The sequence below is a fragment of the Giesbergeria sinuosa genome, from assembly GCF_042652905.1.
Taxonomy (GTDB): domain Bacteria; phylum Pseudomonadota; class Gammaproteobacteria; order Burkholderiales; family Burkholderiaceae_C; genus Simplicispira; species Simplicispira sinuosa.
Window position 1 is genome coordinate 150,138 of sequence record NZ_JBHSHJ010000005.1, and the last position, 17,656, is coordinate 167,793.

At 60.7% G+C, this 17,656-nt stretch carries 13 protein-coding genes; 6 read left to right on the top strand and 7 right to left on the bottom strand.

Going from position 1 to position 17,656, the window contains the following annotated elements:
- Window positions 1-61: 61 nt before the first annotated feature.
- Complete coding sequence (locus tag ACFO6X_RS08610; RefSeq protein ID WP_382432052.1) at window positions 62-4,537, top strand: EAL domain-containing protein; 4,476 nt, start codon at window positions 62-64, stop codon at window positions 4,535-4,537.
- A 26-nt stretch (window positions 4,538-4,563) separates the two neighbouring features.
- Here the strand turns inward: ACFO6X_RS08610 and ACFO6X_RS08615 are convergent, their stop codons facing one another.
- Entirely contained in the window at window positions 4,564-5,289 is a 726-nt protein-coding gene (locus ACFO6X_RS08615) for a Spy/CpxP family protein refolding chaperone (protein ID WP_382432054.1), read from the bottom strand.
- Window positions 5,290-5,546: 257 nt separating this feature from the next.
- Here ACFO6X_RS08615 and ACFO6X_RS08620 point away from each other — a divergent pair, with 257 nt between their 5' ends.
- The gene (locus tag ACFO6X_RS08620) at window positions 5,547-6,542 is read left to right on the top strand and encodes a recombination-associated protein RdgC (protein ID WP_382432056.1); all 996 of its coding nucleotides are present in this window, start codon (window positions 5,547-5,549) and stop codon (window positions 6,540-6,542) included.
- A 57-nt stretch (window positions 6,543-6,599) separates the two neighbouring features.
- Window positions 6,600-6,848 (top strand): DUF3297 family protein, encoded by a 249-nt coding sequence (locus tag ACFO6X_RS08625; RefSeq protein WP_382432058.1) that lies wholly within the window; start codon window positions 6,600-6,602, stop codon window positions 6,846-6,848.
- A 24-nt stretch (window positions 6,849-6,872) separates the two neighbouring features.
- Here the strand turns inward: ACFO6X_RS08625 and ACFO6X_RS08630 are convergent, their stop codons facing one another.
- Complete coding sequence (locus ACFO6X_RS08630) at window positions 6,873-7,070, bottom strand: heavy-metal-associated domain-containing protein (protein ID WP_382432060.1); 198 nt, start codon at window positions 7,068-7,070, stop codon at window positions 6,873-6,875.
- Window positions 7,071-7,134: 64 nt separating this feature from the next.
- On the opposite strand from ACFO6X_RS08630, the gene ACFO6X_RS08635 reads away from it, so the two are divergent.
- From ACFO6X_RS08635 to ACFO6X_RS08645, 3 genes are all read left to right on the top strand, one after another.
- Window positions 7,135-9,405: a heavy metal translocating P-type ATPase gene (locus tag ACFO6X_RS08635; RefSeq protein WP_382432062.1), complete on the top strand. Its 2,271-nt coding sequence runs from the start codon at window positions 7,135-7,137 to the stop codon at window positions 9,403-9,405.
- A gap of 132 nt (window positions 9,406-9,537) precedes the next feature.
- Window positions 9,538-11,211 carry a methyl-accepting chemotaxis protein gene (locus tag ACFO6X_RS08640; RefSeq protein WP_382432064.1) on the top strand — a complete coding sequence of 558 codons (1,674 nt, stop codon included), beginning with the start codon at window positions 9,538-9,540 and terminating at the stop codon, window positions 11,209-11,211.
- Between the two features lie 295 nt (window positions 11,212-11,506).
- A complete protein-coding gene (locus ACFO6X_RS08645; RefSeq protein ID WP_382432066.1) occupies window positions 11,507-11,878 on the top strand; it encodes a hypothetical protein in 372 nt (123 codons plus the stop codon).
- Window positions 11,879-11,899: 21 nt separating this feature from the next.
- Here the strand turns inward: ACFO6X_RS08645 and ACFO6X_RS08650 are convergent, their stop codons facing one another.
- The 5 genes from ACFO6X_RS08650 to ACFO6X_RS08670 all read right to left on the bottom strand — a co-directional run bounded on the left by ACFO6X_RS08650 (window position 11,900) and on the right by ACFO6X_RS08670 (window position 17,617).
- Window positions 11,900-13,021 (bottom strand): alkene reductase, encoded by a 1,122-nt coding sequence (locus ACFO6X_RS08650; protein WP_382432068.1) that lies wholly within the window; start codon window positions 13,019-13,021, stop codon window positions 11,900-11,902.
- Between the two features lie 35 nt (window positions 13,022-13,056).
- Entirely contained in the window at window positions 13,057-13,662 is a 606-nt protein-coding gene (gene gstA, locus ACFO6X_RS08655) for a glutathione transferase GstA (RefSeq protein WP_382432070.1), read from the bottom strand.
- A gap of 99 nt (window positions 13,663-13,761) precedes the next feature.
- A complete protein-coding gene (gene pap, locus ACFO6X_RS08660; protein WP_382432072.1) occupies window positions 13,762-15,387 on the bottom strand; it encodes a polyphosphate:AMP phosphotransferase in 1,626 nt (541 codons plus the stop codon).
- Between the two features lie 101 nt (window positions 15,388-15,488).
- Window positions 15,489-17,048 (bottom strand): methyl-accepting chemotaxis protein, encoded by a 1,560-nt coding sequence (locus ACFO6X_RS08665; protein ID WP_382432074.1) that lies wholly within the window; start codon window positions 17,046-17,048, stop codon window positions 15,489-15,491.
- The gene (locus ACFO6X_RS08670) at window positions 17,045-17,617 is read right to left on the bottom strand and encodes a cob(I)yrinic acid a,c-diamide adenosyltransferase (protein WP_382432160.1); all 573 of its coding nucleotides are present in this window, start codon (window positions 17,615-17,617) and stop codon (window positions 17,045-17,047) included. The genes ACFO6X_RS08665 and ACFO6X_RS08670 overlap by 4 nt, the downstream gene beginning before the upstream one ends.
- Between the last annotated feature and the right edge of the window lie 39 nt (window positions 17,618-17,656).

Here is a 17,656-nt window from a genome sequence, read left to right on the forward strand (position 1 = left end):
CTCCGTCTTACCTCTTGCGCTGTACCGCGCCCATGTTCCTGACCCTGGGAGGGGCAGGGCAATGACGCCCCATCGGGGCATTGTGCTCCCCCTGAGCGCCAGTGTCCGGCGCCAGCAGGCATTGCAGGCCTATGCCATCCTAGATACCCCCGAAGAAGAAGCGTTTGACCAATTGGCCCGACTGGCAGCCCACATCTGTGGTACGCCAATGGCGGTGGTCAACTTCATTGACGATCAACGCCAATGGTTCAAAGCCCGCATCGGCCTTGCGTTGCAGCAAACCGATCTGACGGTGGCCTTTTGCAAACACTGGCTCGATGGCTGTGGTGATGTGGTGGAGATTGCCGATGCCCGCCAGCATCCCTTGTTCAAAGACAACCCGCTGGTCACTGGGGCGCCCCATATTCGGTTTTATGCCTGCGCACCACTGCTCACCTCTGAGGGCGTGACCATTGGCACTTTGCTGGTGATGGACACCCGCCCTGGAGCGTTAAACCCTAGCCAACGTGCAGCGTTGCAAATGCTAGCCAACCAAGTGATGGCGCAACTGCAACTGCGCCGCCAGCACCAGGCACTGCGTTTGAGCGAAGAACGCTTTCATCTCGTCGCCAATGCCACCGCCGACACCGTGTGGGACTGGGATGTGCGCACGGGCCACATTTGGTGGAGTGACTCCTTCCGCACCTTGTTTGGCAGGCGCTCCGATGAGGCCATGCCCGATGCCGATGGTTGGGCACAGTGCATCCACCCCGAGGAGCGTCCACGCATCCTCAAAGCCCTGTATGCCGCCATCCAAGGCCGCGACACCGCATGGTCTGCGGAATACCGCATTGTGCGTGCCGACGCCAGCCATATCTGGGTGCAAGACCGGGGCTTCGTCATCCGGGACGAGAACGGCCAAGCCCTGCGGATGGTCGGTGGCATCCGAGACATCAGTGCCGACAAGCAAGCCCACCTGGATGCGCTACGCGAAGCCCAAACCCAGTCTGCCCTGGTGCATGTGCAGCAGCGGATGGCCGCACTGGATTTGAGCCAGCCAGCCCTGCTCGATCTGGTGGCCCAAGCCACCTTAGACATCACCGGCGCGCGCAGCGCCACCGTAGAACTGCTCGAGGGCGAACAGCTCATCACCCAAGCCAGTGCGGGGCGAGATGCGCCCCTGTTGGGCCGGGTCATGCCCTTACGCCAGTGTGCCGCATGGCAACGCCTGCAAGAAGGCCAGACCGTGCAATGCAATCCAGCCAGTGGCCTGTGCGACGACGTGGGATTGCTGCATGGTCATACACAAGTCCGCTCCACTCTGGTCACCCCCCTGCGCGTAGAAGGCCAAATGGTGGGCTTGCTACAAGCCAGTGCCCGGCATGGCAACGGCTTTATAGCCCGCGACGCAGCCCACCTGCAAATGCTGGCCGAATCGCTGGGGGCACTGTTACACCTGCGCCAAGTGGCCGCACAACTGCGGGCCTCCGAACAACAATACCGGCTGCTCTTCGACTCCCATCCCCAGCCCATCTGGGTATATGCCCTCGACCCAAGCCTGCACATCTTGGCCGTCAACCAGGCCATGCTGGCGCTGTACGGCTACACCGAGCACGAACTGCTGGGTATGACGATGGCCGACCTGTGGCTGCCCGAGCAACGCGTCCAATTCCAGGCCGAAGTGCTGGCCCTGGGCGAAGGCACCGGACGGCGCAGCTTGCAGCACCAGCATGTGCGCAAAGACGGCGAGCTGATCGATGTTGAAGTCTCCTCACGCACCATCGCCTTCAATGGCTGCCCAGCCCGCCAGATCATGGCCACCGACATCACAGACCGGCTGCGTGCCGAACGTGAATTGGCGCGTCTGGGCCGTGCCCAACAGCTCTTGGGTGCCTGCAACGAGGCTATGGTGCGGGCCACCTCCGAGCCAGATCTGCTCGAAGCCGTCTGCCGCATTGCAGTAGAGATTGGCGGCTACCGTTTGGGCTGGGTGGGTTTTGCCCGCGACGACGAAGAAAAAACCATTGAACTGGTGGCCCATGCTGGGCTGAGCAACGGCTACCTTGACACCATCGATCTGTCTTGGTCAGACACCAACCCGCGCGGCCAAGGGCCATCGGGCATCACCGTACGCACAGGCCAGCCCGTCATTGTGCAAGATGTGCGCAGCGAACCCATCTATGCCGAACTATCAGAGCGCCTACTGGCGCACGGCTTTCACGGCGTCATCAGCCTGCCCTTGCGCCACGGCGAGCGCACCTTTGGCCTGCTCTACCTCTATGCCCCCGAAGTGCTGCACATCAGCGCCCAAGAAGCACGACTGCTGCAAGATTTAGCCAACGATCTGGCCTTTGGCATCACCAGCCTGCGCGCACGCCGAGAGCAGCAGCGACTGCACGCCTCCGTGCTCAAGGTGGCTGCCGCCGTCTCTACCGCCACGGGCACTGAATTCTTTGTGCAACTATCGAGTCAGATGGCCGAAGTGCTGGATGCACAGGCAGGCTGCGTGATGCGCCTGCTGCCTCGGCAATATGACAAGCCTCCGCGCGTATCTGCCTTGGCAATGGTGGTAGAGGGCGAACTGCTGCCCACAATGGAATACGACCTCGAAGCCACCCCCAGCATGAAGCTGCTCACGCAGCGCCAATACGTGGTGCCCCAAGGTGCCGCAGACCTCTACCCCAATACCCCCATCACCGCCGGACGGCTACAGGCACAGGCCTATGTGGGCCAGCAACTCTGCGATAGCTCCGGCGACACCATCGGCATGATCTTCGTGCTGTTCACCAAGCCGCTGGCCGACCCCGACTTCGTCATCTCTACCCTGCAAATCTTTGCCGCCCGCGCCTCTGCCGAAATCGAGCGCCAAGTCTCTGACAACCGCATCCGCCAGCAAGCCTCGCTGCTGGACAAGGCCCAAGATGCCATCATCGTCCATGACCTTGAGCACCGCATCACCTACTGGAACAAGAGTGCCGAACGCGTTTATGGCTGGCCGCAATGGCAGGTGCTGGGGCACTCCATCGTCTCGCTGCTCTACCAAGACCCCACCCTGTTTTACCGCGCCACCGAAACCGTCTTGGGCCAAGGTGAATGGGCTGGCGAGATCGTGCAGCACCACCGCGATGGCCACGCCATCGACATCGAAGGCCGCTGGACGCTGGTGCGTAGCGAAGACGGCCAACCCGAATCCATCCTCGCCATCCACACCGACATCCGCCAGCGCAAAGCCACCGAACGCGAAATCCAGCGCCTGGCCTTCTACGACTCGCTCACCGGCCTGCCCAACCGTATGCTGCTAATGGACCGCATGCACCAAGCCTTGGCTGTGGCACGGCGCAAACAGCAAGGCGGCGCCTTGTTGTTCATTGATCTGGACAACTTCAAAACCCTCAACGACACCCTAGGGCACGACAAGGGCGATCAACTCCTGCAACAGGTTGCGCAGCGCCTGAACACCTGTGTGCGCAGCATCGATACCGTGGCCCGCCTTGGCGGAGATGAGTTCGTCGTCATGCTCGAAGCCTTGGGCCCAGACCCCGGCGCCTTGGCCCTGAGCGCCCGTGGCGTGGGTGAAAAAATTCTCTCCACCCTGGCAGCCCCCTACGAGTTGGCAGGCTACCAATACCGCAGTACCCCCAGCATCGGCATTGCACCGTTCCAAGGCGACAGCACCAGCGTGGGAGAACTGCTCAAACAAGCCGATTTGGCCATGTACCAGGCCAAAACTGCTGGGCGCAACACACTGCGCTTTTTTGATCCACACATGCAGGCCGTCGTTACGGCCCGCGCTGCACTCGAGGCCGACCTGCGCAACGCCATCACCCAAGGCCAGTTCTTGCTGCACTACCAACCGCAGGTCAACCACCAAGAACAATATGTCGGCGTAGAAGCCTTGATCCGTTGGTGCCATCCCCAACGCGGCATGGTCTCGCCCGCAGACTTTGTGCCGCTGGCCGAAGAAACCGGCATCATCTTGGCACTGGGCCGCTGGGTGCTAGAGAGTGCCTGCCAACTGCTGGCCCGCTGGCAGCACCAACCCCGATTGCGCCACATCAGCATGGCCGTCAATGTCAGTTCACGCCAATTCCGCCACGCAGGTTTTGTGGAAGAAGTGGCCCAAGTGCTGCACAACACCAAGGCTCCCGCCCAACGGCTCAAACTCGAACTGACCGAAAGCCTGCTGGTAGAAGACATGGACACCACCATCGCCACCATGACGGCGCTGGGCGAACTGGGGGTAGGCTTCTCGCTGGACGACTTTGGCACCGGCTACTCCAGCCTGAGCTACCTCAAGCGCATGCCACTAGACCAGCTCAAAATCGACCAAAGCTTTGTGCGCGACCTGCTCACCGACCCCAACGATGCGGCCATCGTCAATACCATCATTGGTTTGAGCCGCAGCCTGGGCCTGAACGTGATCGCCGAAGGCGTAGAAACCGCTGCACAGCGCGATGTGCTCTTGCACGCAGGCTGTCAGACCTTCCAAGGCTATCTGTTCAGCCCACCATTGCCCGAGTCGCAATTGGAAGACTGGCTACGCCAGCACCAGCCCTAAACCAGACAGGTGCTGGCAGCACCAACTTATTGTGCGGGCGCAGTCCCCCGTGGCCCACGCGGGCCACGACCATCACGGGGGCCAGAGCCATCCATAGGACAGTCTGGATGTTGCCAACCCGGCTGGGCAGCCCCCTCCCCACCGGGCGCGGGTGCCAAAGCACGGCCACCGGGGCTACCCATCATGCGGTAGTGCTGCGCACGGTACGCCCCGTGGTGGGCATCAAAGGTTTTTTGCTGGGCTGGATTCAACTGGGCATAAAACGCCTTCACGGCATCGCCACGACGGTCGGCCTCGGCAGCACGCTGGGCACGCAAAGCACGCATCCGGTCAATGCGCTCAGGGGTCGTCAATTGGGCCGCATCATCCCAGCCCAAACGGGCATGGCGTGGCTGGTGTTCCATCGCTGTGGTGAACTCTGTCCAAGACGCCTCCTGTGCTGGGCTCAACTGCAGCTGCCCTTTAAGTTGGGCCAAATGCTGCGCACGGTGTTCCTGCCAGTAAGCAGCCCGCTGCTCAGCGCGCATGCGGTGGTGGCGGTAGCGTTGCTGCTGGTGGTAGCGTGGCCCACCACGTTGGGCACGGAGGCCGGGACGCGCGGCCGGTGTGGCGGCCTGTGCAGCAGGAGTAGACACTGCTGGCGGGGTAGCTGCAGGCGCAGGCGCCGCTGCCTCCGACTGAGCCCACCCTGGGAGCGACAAGGCAGCCAACACAGCAGTTGCCAACAGTTTGCGAGGAAGGAAGAAGGCCATGAAAAATCCTTTCAGAGGAAAACACCACCAGCACACCCATGCCAGCGATGACACCACAGTATGTTCCTACCAGCTGAAGGTGTCACGCAGTGATCCATGACCTCCGTGCTGGCAGCACAGCCTCCATCATCAGTCCCGCATGTCAGTCGCTGGTGTTGTAGTGCTGCGCCTATGTAAAGATGGCCTGCGCAGCGCCTGACAGACAATCCCACCACGGGGAGGCACCCGCCAACCCTGCATCTACAGAAAGTATGTCCATGTTCAAAAACATGATCATCTACCGCATTGCACACCCGTGGCAGACCGGGCTAGACAAGATCGAAGCGGCGCTGGCCCAAGCGCCTTTTCTGCCATGCAGTGCCACCCAAGAGCGATCTTGGGGCTGGGTGCCACCGCGTGGTGAAGCCCACGGCCCGCTGGCCGAATCGGTGGGGGGCCAATGGTTGCTGCGCTTCATGACCGAGGCCAAGCTGCTGCCCAGCAGCGTGCTGGCGCGCAAAGTGCAAGAAAAGGCCGCCCAGATAGAGCACACCACCGGCCGCAAGCCCGGCAAACGCCAAAGCCGCGACCTCCAGGAGGAAGCCAAACTCGACCTCTTGCCCCAAGCCTTCACCCGACAAAGCAGCATCACCGTATGGATTGATCCACAGGCCCATTTTCTGCTGATCGACAGCAGCAGCCAAAGCCGTGCCGACGAAGTAGTCACTGCATTGGTAGAAGCCTTGCCAGGGCTATCGCTGTGGCTGCTCGACACACAAACAGCGCCTGCCACTGCTATGGCGCAATGGCTCAGCACCCAAGAGCCCCCCTCGGGCTTCAGCCTTGACCGCGAATGCGAACTCAAAAGCAGCAACGAAGACAAAGCCGTGGTGCGCTACGCCCGCCACCCACTCGACATCGATGAGATCCGCGCCCACATCCAAGCGGGCAAAATGCCCACCAAACTGGCACTCAGTTGGGCAGATCGCCTCTCTTTTGTGCTGACCGAAGGGCTGCAGCTGAAAAAGCTGGCCCTGCTCGATGCGGCGCTGGCCGAGCAAAACGCCGAAGACCGTGGCTTTGACACCGACTGGGCCTTGACCACCGGCGAACTGGCCCCCTTCTTGCCTGCCCTGATTGAGGCGTTGGATGGTGAAAGCGAACGCAGCAACGCCACCCCATCGACCAAAACCACCACACGCCCTGACCAAGCTGTGATCACCGGCCCAGCCACCGCCCCCCCCGACACAGCCCCCGCAGAGGCACCGTTCTAATCAGGGTAAATCCGGGAAAATCCCCGGCTTTGTTCAAGCAATGGAAAAATCTCTCTCATGACCGACACCACCACCCGCCCTGCCCTGCCCGACCGCCTCAACATTGACCCACGCAGCCCCCACCATCTGGCGGCTGTGTTTGCCCACGATATTGGCATCCGACTCAATGGCAAAGAACGCTTTGATGTGGAGGAATACTGCATCAGTGAAGGCTGGGTCAAGGTGCCCGCAGGCAAAACCGTAGACCGCAAAGGCCGCCCCTTGTTGCTCACGCTCAAAGGCCAAGTAGAAGCGTTTTACAAATAAGACCGGCGGCCCCAAACCTCCTGCCTATGCCGCAATCCGGTAGCCTTCCTCGGTAATGGCAGCGGCCAAGGCCTCACGCGGTTGCTCGCTCTCTACCTCCACAAGGTTTTGTGCGCGGTCAATACGCACGCTGGCTTGGGGGTCAACGGTTTGCAGGGCTTCGGTCACGGCCCGTTCACAGTGGCCGCAGGTCATGCCGTGGACTTCAAACTGGTATTGCATCAGGGTCTTTCGAAGTGGAAGGTATTAGAAACGCGCATCATCATAAGAAAAATCTGGTGGCCCCATGACCCTCCCTGCTGCATCTTCCCCCCCCTCCCAAGAACTAGATCTAGCCATTGGCGGCATGACCTGTGCCAGTTGTTCGGGCCGTGTGGAACGTGCCTTGCGCAAAGTGCCCGGTGTGCAAGAGGCCACCGTTAACCTAGCAACCGAATCGGCACGGGTGCGTTTTTTACCTTCGGCCACGCAAGACAGCGCCAGCATGGAGGCACTGGTGCGCCGCGCTGTGCGCAATGCGGGCTATGAGCCGCTTACCCCGGCGGCCACCACGGCCCGCGAGCAGCAAGACTCGCCGTGGGCAGGTTTTGCGCCCGTGGCCGTGGGCCTGCTACTGTCGTTGCCGCTGGTGCTGCCCATGCTGGGCGATCTATGGGGCACGCACTGGATGCTACCGGCTTGGGTGCAATTTTTGCTGGCCACGCCAGTGCAGTTCATATTGGGAGCGCGTTTTTACCGTGCAGGCTGGCATGCCATGCTGGCGCGCAGCGGCAATATGGATTTATTGGTCTCCATTGGCACCACAGCTGGCTGGGGACTATCGGTTTGGTTGTGGTGGACAGCCCACCCCGGCCACACCCCCCATTTGTATTTTGAAGCCTCTGCGGTCGTCATCACGCTGGTGCTGCTGGGCAAATGGCTAGAGGCCCGTGCCAAGCGCCAAACCACTGCTGCCATCCGTGCCTTGCATGGCTTGCGCCCCGAAGTGGCACATTGGCTGGGCAAAGGCGGTGAAGTGGATGTGCCGCTGGCCGAAGTGATGGTGGGCGACAGGTTGGTGGTGCGCCCCGGCGAGCGTATCCCGGTAGATGGTACCTTGTTGGACGGCATGACCCAGGTCGATGAGTCCATGCTCACCGGCGAGCCACTGCCCGTGCCTAAAGCAGTGGGTGATACCCTGACCGGTGGCTCCATCAATGGCGAGGCGCGCATCGTGTTGCAAGTGCGCGCGGTGGGCTCAGAAACCGTGCTCTCGCGCATCATCCGGCTGGTTGAAGACGCCCAAGCCGCCAAAGCACCTATCCAGCGGCTGGTCGATCAAGTGGCCAACGTGTTTGTGCCGGTGGTGTTGGGCATTGCGCTGTGTACGCTGCTGGGTTGGTGGTGGGCTGGTGTAGGGCTAGAGACCGCACTGATTCGCGCCGTGGCGGTGTTGGTGATTGCCTGCCCCTGCGCTTTGGGGCTGGCCACTCCAGCGGCCATCATGGCGGGCACAGGAGTGGCAGCGCAGCATGGCATCTTGATCCAAGATGCGCAGGCGCTGGAGCTGGCGCACCGCGTCGATACCGTGGCCTTTGACAAAACGGGCACCCTGACCGTGGGCCAGCCCACCCTGACGGCGCTGGAAGTGCCCCCCCATCTGGATCGCACCGCCGTGCTGTGCGCTGCCGCCAGCTTGCAAACGGGCAGCAGCCATCCACTGGCCCGTGCCGTAGTGCAAACTGCCCAACAGCAAGGGCTGGATGTGCCCGCCCCCGATGCCGTGCACAGTGTGCCGGGCCGGGGCAGCCAAGGCCAAGTGCAGGGCCACAGCTACCTACTGGGCAGCCTGCGTTGGATGCAAGAGCAGGGCGTGGCCTTGGGCAGCTTGGCAGCCCGTGCCGAGCAGTTGCAAACCGAAGGTGCCACCGTATCGGCCTTGGCCCAGCAAACCGCCCAAGGCTGGCAACTACAGGCCGTGATGGCCTTTGGTGACCAACCCAAACCCGAGGCCCAGCCTGCATTGGCACAATTGCGCCAACGCGGGCTGCGCACCGTCATGATCTCGGGCGACAACCAACCCGCCGCCGAAGCAATGGCCCGCCGCTTGGGCCTGCACCCCGAAGCAGGCGAAGTGTGTGCCAACGTACTGCCCGGAGACAAGGCCGCCCAAGTGCAGGCCTTACAAGGCGGCGGCCATGTGGTGGCGATGGTGGGCGATGGCGTCAATGACGCCCCGGCACTGGCCGCTGCTGATGTGGGTATGGCGATGGGCAATGGCACCGATGTGGCAATGCACGCTGCGGGCATCACCCTGATGCGTGGCGACCCCATGCTGGTGGCGGCAGCGTTGGACATCTCTCGGCGCACTGTGGTCAAGATACGGCAAAACCTGTTTTGGGCCTTTGCCTACAACGTGGCAGGCATTCCACTGGCCGCATTGGGCTACCTCAGTCCGGTCATTGCCGGGGCTGCTATGGCACTGAGTTCCGTCTGCGTCATCAGCAATGCACTGCTGCTCAAGCGTTGGCACCCCACGCCATACGAGCAGGCAAATCACCACAATAAATGGCATTAGAAATCAATAGGTTATATAAAAAAACGATGACAAAGGTAGGAAATTTGTTCCGTTAGCATGGCAAACTGTCAAGTTGTTGACAGTTGCCCCAAAAATTGCGGGTTGATACATTTTCCTAAGGAACGCCACACCATGACGATCAATTCGCTCATGCGCCATTTCACTATCCGTTTTCGCATGATGGGGGCCATTGTGGTAGTGATGGGCTTGCTGGGCTTGCTGGGTGGGGCGGGCCTGTTGGGTATGTACCGCATCACCGTGCTGACCGAGAGCTTTCTGGCCATGTCTTACACCGAGCTGCAATTGCTGAGCCAATTGCGGGCAGAACTGGGTGCCGTGCGCATGTACGAAAAAGACATGATCATCAACTACGAAAAGCCCGAGGCGGTGCGCGAGGCACATGCCCAATGGAAAGCCAGCCTGCAAAAGACTGAACAACTGACACAAAAGATGCAGGAGGGCGAGCCTGACGAAGACAACGCCATTGCCAGCAAACTGTGGCAATCGGTGGCCGCCTACCGTGACCGCTTCGAGCCCATCGTGCGCCAACTCGAAAACGGGGGCTACGACTCGGCCACCATTGCCAACCGCATGAGCCGCCAAGCCTTGGCACAGTTTGATGAAGCCGACAAGCTGCGCATCTCCCTAGAAGCTGCCCTGCAAAAAGAGGCCAACGAGGCCGTGGCAGCCCAAGCCCATCTGACCCGCCAAACGCAGATCATGTTTGCCGTGGTGGTCATACTGACCATCCTGATCGTGGGGCCAACCACACTGCTGAACATGCACTCCATTTGCCGCCCCTTGGCCCGCGCCCAGCGGCTGGCACTGGCGATTGCCGGGGGCGATTTGTCCCAGCGCCTGAGCGTGACTGGCCGCGATGAAGTGGCCGACTTGGAGCGTGCTTTGCTGGACATGCAGCAAGGGCTGAGCACCTTGGTGGCCCAAGTGCGTGATGCCAGCGGCAACATTGCCACCGCCAGCGCACAAATTGCCATGGGCAACCAAGACCTGTCCTCCCGCACCGAACAAACCGCCAACCATGCCCAAGAGGCCGTAGGCTCTCTGTCGCAACTCACTGGCACCGTGCAGCAAACAGCCTCGTCAGCACAATTGGCCAACCAACTGGCTACAGCGGCCTCCACCACCGCCAGAAATGGCGGCACCGTGGTGGCCCATGCCGTCGACAGCATGCACGGCATCTCCAGCGCCAGCCGCAAGATTGCCGACATCATCAGCGTGATTGATGGCATTGCCTTCCAGACCAATATTCTGGCCCTCAATGCAGCAGTAGAGGCCGCCCGCGCCGGAGAGCAAGGGCGTGGCTTTGCGGTGGTAGCCTCCGAGGTGCGCAGTCTGGCCGGGCGCAGTGCTGCCGCTGCCAAAGAAATCAAAACCCTGATTGATGCCAGCGTGCAGGCCGTCGATGGTGGGGTACACCATGTCGAAGATGCAGGCCGGGCCATGACCGATATGGTGCAAAGCGTGCAGCGGGTGGGCGACATCATTGGCGAGATCAGTGCCGCCACCCACGAACAATCCACGGGCATCGGCCAAGTCAATGACTCTGTGGCCGAAATCGACCGCATGACCCAACAAAATGCCGCACTGGTAGAGGAGTCAGCCGCCGCAGCCCAGTCGCTGCGCGAGCAGGCCCAGCGCCTGTCCCAAGTGGTGCAGCAGTTTCAACTGGCCGACGGTGTGGGCACCATACCGCCCCGCCAGCAACCGCCCAGCAGTCGGCCCAGTACCAGCAAAGCCCTGCCTACTGCCACGGTAGGCCATCTGCCACGCCTAGGACGGGCCTGACCCGATGGGGTAGCGATCAGGCTGGTACGCAGCCTGTGGTTTTTTGTCTCGCATAGCCTATGATGCTGAGCGTGAATGCCTGCACCCCAACCCTCCAACTGTGCCTACAAGACAAGCCTGTGCTGCGTCCAATGGCGCATGAGGCCCACCAAGCCAGCGGCACGCGGGTGTCATCTTGATGGAAGGGAACGCAGCGTGTTTAACCCAAACGGGCTCGTGCTGCGAAACGCCGCCCTTTAGCAGTAGAAATTACCGCCCTCTAGGGCGGCAAGGATGTCAAATGGGGCACCGCACCATGTCGTTCACACACCTCTGGCCCGCCTTGGTGCGGGCAGTGGTGCTGGTCATGTTAGCCGTTGGGGCACCGGCACAGGCCATGAACAAATGCACGGCCCCAGATGGCAAGATCAGCTACCAAGACGATGCCTGCACCAGTGGCAAGGCAGAAAAGGCCGACATCCCCCACTACAAGCCCCCCCCGCCGCCAGGCACGGCTACCGCAGCCGCCGTGCAGCCTGCGGCCCACGCCACCACCCCGCCCACCAGTCAACCCCAGGCCAAAACCAAAGGCATCACTGAGCATGCGGTGGTACACGTTGGCCCGCGTGGGGGCCGCTACATCCTTTTGCCCACAGGCAAAAAACGCTACCTCCCCAAAGAGCCTTGAGGGGGTGGGCAGCGCCCCACGTCAAGCCTTGCCCAGCGTGGGATAGTCCAGATAACCTTGGGCACCACCACCATAGAACGTGCTGCTGTCCCAAGCATTCAAGGGTGCCTGCTGCTGCAACCGCTGCACCAGATCAGGGTTAGAGATGAATGGCTTGCCAAACGCCACCAGATCGGCGCGGCCGCAACGCACCACCTCTTGGGCCAACTCGCCGGTGTAGCCATTGTTCACCATCCAAACCCCCTTGCCGCCCGCATGGCGATAGGCGGCCTGAAGGGCGGCGTAATCGAAAGGTCGGTCAGGCAATTCACGCGGGCCACCTGTGGCCCCCTCCACCACATGGATATAGGCCAAGCCCAAAGGGGCCAGATGCTGCACCACATATTCAAACAATGGCTGCGGATCGGCATCGGCAATGTCGTTGGCAGGCGTGACCGGCGACAGGCGAATGCCCACCTTGCCACCCCCAATCGCTTCCACAATGGCACGGGTTACTTCCAGCAGTAGGCGGGCGCGGTTCTTGATACTGCCGCCGTAGTCATCCTTGCGTTGGTTGGCACCCGTTTTCAGGAATTGCTCCAGCAAATAGCCATTGGCAGCATGGATTTCCACCCCATCAAAGCCTGCACTCTCTACCGCGTTGCGCGCTGCGCTCTGGTAATCATGCACAATGCCGGGCAGCTCCGACAGGTCCAGCGCCCTCGGGGTCGATGTAGGCACAAAACGGCCTTGGCCTGTGGTTGGGTCCAGCACAAAAGTTTTGCTCTGGGCCGCAATGGCCGAAGGGGCCACTGGCGGCTGATTGCCCGGTTGCAGCGATGTATGCGATACACGGCCCACATGCCACAACTGCACCACCACCTTGCCACCACCATCATGGATGGCATCTGTCACTTTTTTCCAGCCATCGAGTTGCTCAGTGCTGTATAGCCCTGGCACATCGGCATAGCCCTGCCCCTGCGGGCTGATGGCCGTGGCCTCGGTGATGATCAGACCGGCACTGGCCCGCTGCCCGTAGTATTGGGCCATCATGGCCGTGGGCACAGCGCCCGGCGCCCGGTTGCGGGTAATGGGAGCCATAACCACGCGGTTGCTAAGGGTCATGTCACCCACATGGGTGGGAGAGAACAAGGTGGTGGGCATAAGGCAAAACTTTCTTGGTCAGGCACCAATGGTGCTTATTTGAGCAAACCCTCGGCACGCAGGGCGGCCTGCACACCGGGGCGGGCCTCCATGCGCTGCTTGAAGGCCACCAGATGGGGCAGGCCGCTGATATCCACCCCCACAAACTGCCCCCAGCGGGTGGTGGTGTACAGGTAGGCATCGGCTACGCTGAACGCACCGAGCAAATAGTCTTTGTTGGCCAGTTGCTCATTGATCCAAGCAAAGCGCGACAGCAGGCGCTCGCGCAGCAATGGCTTGTAATCTTCTGGCGTGCCGGGGGCAAACAACGGGCTGTGGCCCTTGTGGATTTCGGTGCCAATGAAGTGGAGCCACTCTTGCAAGCGGTAACGCTCCAGCGTGCCATTGGCGGGGGCCAATTGCTTGGCAGGCACCTGATCGGCCAAGTATTGCACGATGGCTGGGCCTTCACGCAGGCGCTCGCCATTGTCCAGCTCCAACACCGGCACATAACCCAGTGGGTTGATGGTGTAAAAATCTGTGCCATCGGGCAACAGATGGGTCTTGGTGCTGGCCACCACACCCTCAAAAGGCAAACCCGACTCGTGCAACACGATATGGGGCGAGAGCGAGCAAGCACCGGGGGAGTAATACAGCTTCATCAGAAAAAATCTCCGGGGTTGAAACATCCAATCCAAAGCACCATGCTATGCGCTGTGGGCTGGCCCTGTGGGCAAGCTCCCGCAAAGGGGGTGGCGCACTCAGGTTTTTTCGTCCGGCTCCAACTCCACAGCTGCCGGTTTGTTCTTGTTTTTGTCCTTGCCCGCCTTGCGGGGTTTGTCCGTCTTGCCCGATTTTTCAGACTTGGCTATTTTTTTGGCCCGCACCACCGCCTGTTTGCTGGGTGGGGTTTGCAGTTCGGCTTCTAGCCGCTCGCACAGGGTGCGCAAAATCTTGATACGGGCGTACTTCTTATCGTTGGCCTCCACCAGCGTCCAAGGCGCAGTGCCGGTGCTGGTGCGATCCACCATATCGCATACGGCCTGTTGGTAGGCGTCCCACTTCTCGCGGTTGCGCCAGTCCTCTTGTGTGATCTTGAAACGCTTAAATGCGATCTCTTCGCGCTCCTTGAAGCGGCGCAACTGCTCATCTTGGCTGATTTGCAACCAGAACTTGACCACGATGGTGCCCGCCTCGGCCAACTCGTGTTCAAAATCATTGATCTCGGTGTAAGCGCGCAACCAATCGTGCTCTTGGCAAAATCCCTCTACCCGCTCCACCAACACCCGGCCATACCAAGTGCGGTCAAACAGCGTAATGTGGCCGTGGCGCGGCAGGTGCCGCCAAAAGCGCCACAAGTGTGGTTGGGCACGCTCTTCGTCTGTGGGTGCAGCAATGGGCACAACTTGGTACAGCCGTGCATCCAGTGCAGCGCAAACGCGCCGGATCGCACCGCCCTTGCCCGCCGCATCCGAACCTTCAAAGGCACAGACTACCGCACGGTGCTTAAAGGCTGGCGAGCGCGACAACTCCGCCAAACGCCCTTGCCAAAGAGCCAACTCGTTTTCGTAGTGGTCTTGTGTCAAAGACAATTGCTGGTTTAGCACCGACAACACGTTGCGCCCATCAATATCGGCCCGCACCAATGGCGTCACCGCAGCACTGGGTGCGTGGGGGCGATCGAGTCGGGCACGCATCGCCCGAAGCAAAGTTTGGCCTACGGTCAGGGATCGGTAGCAGTCGTCACTGCCATCCACCACCACCCAAGGTGCCCAAGGGGTGTTGGTCATGCGCAAAAAATGCCCCGCCACTTCTTGGAGCTTGTCGTGGGTCTTGAGGCGCTCCCAGTTCCACTTGGTCACACGCCAAGCCGTGTGCGGGTCACTCTCCAAATCCTTGAGGCGCTTTTTTTGCGCATCACGCGTCAGGTGGAACCAGAACTTGAGCACCAGCGCCCCCTCGTTGACCAGCATGGCCTCAAAGCGGTTGATCTGGTCGGCATGGGCGTCCACCTCTTGCAACGAGATATTGCCCAAAATTCGCTCCCGGATGGTGTCTGAATACCAAGAACCGGCAAAAATGCCAATGCGCCCTTTGGGCGGCAGCGCGTGCCAATAGCGCCACATGGGCGGGCGTTCACGCTCCTCCTCACTGGGCAAAGAAAATGCCAAGGTAGACAGAAAGCGTGGGTCCATCCACTCGTAGAGCAGGTTAATGGTCTCGCTCTTACCAGCGCCATCTTGGCCACTGATCAACAGCACCACCGGCATTTTTTTGCCCTCGTACAGATCGACCTGCGCCTCCAGCAGCGCCGCCCGCAGTGCCGGAACAGCTTTTTTATAGACCGATTTCTTGACCTTGTGCGCAATCTCTGCGGATTCAAACATGGCGGGCCTCCAGCATGGGAAGCAACCAATATAGCCTTTGGCGGGCCATTTGGGCAGAGAGTTTGAACCGGGTAGCCACCTACCACCCGGTCAAGGTAGCCTTAACGGTCTTCGCGCAACTGGAACACGCTGACGGCACGCACCAGACTCTGCGCCTGTTGCTCCAATGACTGTGCAGCAGCGGCAGCCTGCTCCACCAGCGCCGCATTGGATTGCGTGACCTGATCCATCTGCGACATGGCTTGGTTGATTTGGTCAATGCCCGCACTTTGGTCTTCACTGGCATGGGCGATGTCGCCCATGATGTCGGTCACGCGGCGCACATTGACAACGATTTCATCCATCGTCGCCCCTGCACGCTCCACATGGGCACAACCCGCACTGACATTGCCCACCGAGGCATCAATCAGCGCCTTGATCTCTTTGGCAGCACTGGCGGCACGTCCGGCCAAACTGCGCACCTCAGAGGCCACCACCGCAAAGCCCCGCCCTTGCTCACCCGCCCGTGCCGCCTCCACTGCTGCATTGAGCGCCAGAATATTGGTTTGGAAGGCAATGCCATCGATCACGCTGATGATGTCGGCAATTTTGCGCGATGACACATTGATGGCATCCATCGTGTTGACCACCTGTGCCACCACTTCCCCCCCCTTGACAGCCACCTTGGACGCCGCATCGGCAATCTGGTTGGCCGTTTTGCTGTGCTCAAAATTTTGGCGCACTGTGCTGGTCAGCTCGTGCATAGAGGCCACCGTTTGCTCCAGTGCGCTGGCTTCTTCCTCAGTGCGCGAAGACAGGTCGATATTGCCTGCAGCAATCTGCCGTGTGGCACTGGCCATGTTCTCCGCCCCACTGCGCACTTGGGCCACAATCTTGCTCAAACCCTCGTCCATCTCGCGCAAAGCGTGCAGCAACTCGGCGGTTTCGTCTTGGCCCTGCACCTCAATGGGGCTGCCCAAATTACCAGCGGCCACCTGTTGGGCAATTTGCACTGCCCGTTTGAGTGGGGCCACAATAGAGCGCGTGATCCACAGTGACAGCACCGTGCCCAGCACCAGCCCGGCCAAGGCTTGGGCCAACAGCAGCCAACGGGCGGTGCCAATCTCTTTGAGCACATAGTGCCCAGTATTGTCCACCCGCTGCTTTTGCAGATTGTTGAGCGCGCTGACCTCGGTTTGCAGTGCGTCCAGAGTGGGTAAGGTCTCGCCTTGCAGCAATTGCAGTGCCTTGGAATGCTCTGCGGCCTCTACCAAACCACTGACGCGGCTGAACGACTGCACATAGCGGCCCCGCGCCTCTTGCACACGGGCCAATAGCGCCTTGCCCTCTGTGCCCTGCACCAAACGCTCCAGCGTCGCCAGAGCCTGGTCAATGGCTTGGCGGTTGGCAGCAATTTTTGCCTTACTCTGGGCCAGATGGGCAGCATCAGCAAACAGCACCAACTCCATCGTATGGCGGGCATTGGCCCGTGTCAGGGTGTCGATGGTGCTGGTGGCCTCTGCCTTGACCCAGTCTTCATCCACCAATTGGCTATTGGCTTGGGCTACCCGGCTCATTTGCAAGATGGCAATGGCGGCCATCAGCAACATCATCACCATCAATATGCCAAAACCCAGTTTCAGGCGCAAACCAATGCGCCACCGTGCAAGGCTCCATGTCATTGTGTGTTCTCCTGATCTTGGCTTAACCGGCTGCTGCGCCAATAGACGTCGTCCCCTCCCTCTGCACGGTTCAACACCCGTGCTAGCACAAACATCAGATCCGACAGGCGATTGAGGTATTGGCGGGGCGTGTCGTACAGGGTCTCCTCATTGCCCAGGGCCACCACTGCCCGCTCGGCGCGGCGGGCCACCGTGCGACACACATGCGCTTGGCTGGCAGCACGGTTGCCTGCGGGCAAAATGAACTCCAACAGACGTGGCAATTGCGCGTTGTAGTGGGCCAGTGCCTGATCCAGTTGCACCACCGCCTGCGGTTGCAGCAACTGGTAGCCAGGAATAGACAGCTCCCCCCCCAGGTTGAACAGTTGGTGCTGCACATCGATCAGCAATTCACGCACATCTGATGCCAGTGCCTCACACAACAGCAGCCCCATGTGCGAGTTGAGCTCGTCCACATCGCCCAATGCATGAATACGCAGGCTGTCTTTAGAGACACGCTGGTTGTTGCCCAAACCTGTCGTGCCATTGTCGCCGGTGCGTGTGGCGATTTCTGTCAGGCGGTTGCCCATAAATTCTTTCCCCTGGTCGGTGGCCGCCGCACCGCGCAG